We start from the raw sequence: 685 nt of genomic DNA on the forward strand, positions 1-685 counted from the left end.
CGCCCCGCCCGCCCGCTCCGCTCCGCCCCGCCCCGCCCCCGCCCCGCCACCGAGAAGCAACGCCGCGTCACACACTTGGCCGCGTGCGGTATACCGTGCCTAGGGTGGGGGCGTGAGCACTCCGCGCGTGTACGTCATCCACGAGAACCCCGAGTGGTTCCCGCCGCTCGCCGCCGCCTTCGAGGCCGAGGGCGTCCCGGTCGAGGAGATCCTGCTGACCGAGGGGCAGATCGACCTCGCGGCCGAGCCGGCACCCGGCGTGTACTGGAGCCGCATGTCCGCGAGCTCCCACACCCGCGGCCACGAGCACAGCAAGGAGTACACCCGCGCCGTCCTCGGGTGGCTCGAGCGAGCGGGTCGCCAGGTCGTCGGCGGCAGTCACGTGCTCGAGCTCGAGGTGTCGAAGGTCGCCCAGCACGGCCTCCTGCAGCAGGCCGGCTTCGACGTGCCCCGCACCACCGCCGTGTTCGGCACGACGACGCTCAAGCAGGCGGCGAAGGACTTCACGAACGGCCAGGACGTCCCGTTCATCACGAAGCACAACCAGGGCGGCAAGGGCCTGGGCGTGCGGCGCTTCGACTCGCTCGCCGAGTTCGACGCCTACGTCGACAGCCCCGAGTTCGAGGCCCCGGTCGACGGCATCACGCTGCTGCAGGAGTACCTGACGGCGCGCGAACCCTTCATC

Annotated in this window: 1 protein-coding gene; it reads left to right on the top strand. The window is 71.8% G+C overall.

Translation table 11 applies throughout. The features are described from left to right. Positions 1-112: 112 nt before the first annotated feature. On the top strand, positions 113-685 hold a 573-nt coding region (locus tag H489_RS33725), incomplete at its 3' end, for an alpha-L-glutamate ligase (protein ID WP_031260326.1).

The organism is Curtobacterium flaccumfaciens UCD-AKU (genome assembly GCF_000349565.1).
Taxonomy (GTDB): Bacteria; Actinomycetota; Actinomycetes; order Actinomycetales; family Microbacteriaceae; genus Curtobacterium; species Curtobacterium poinsettiae.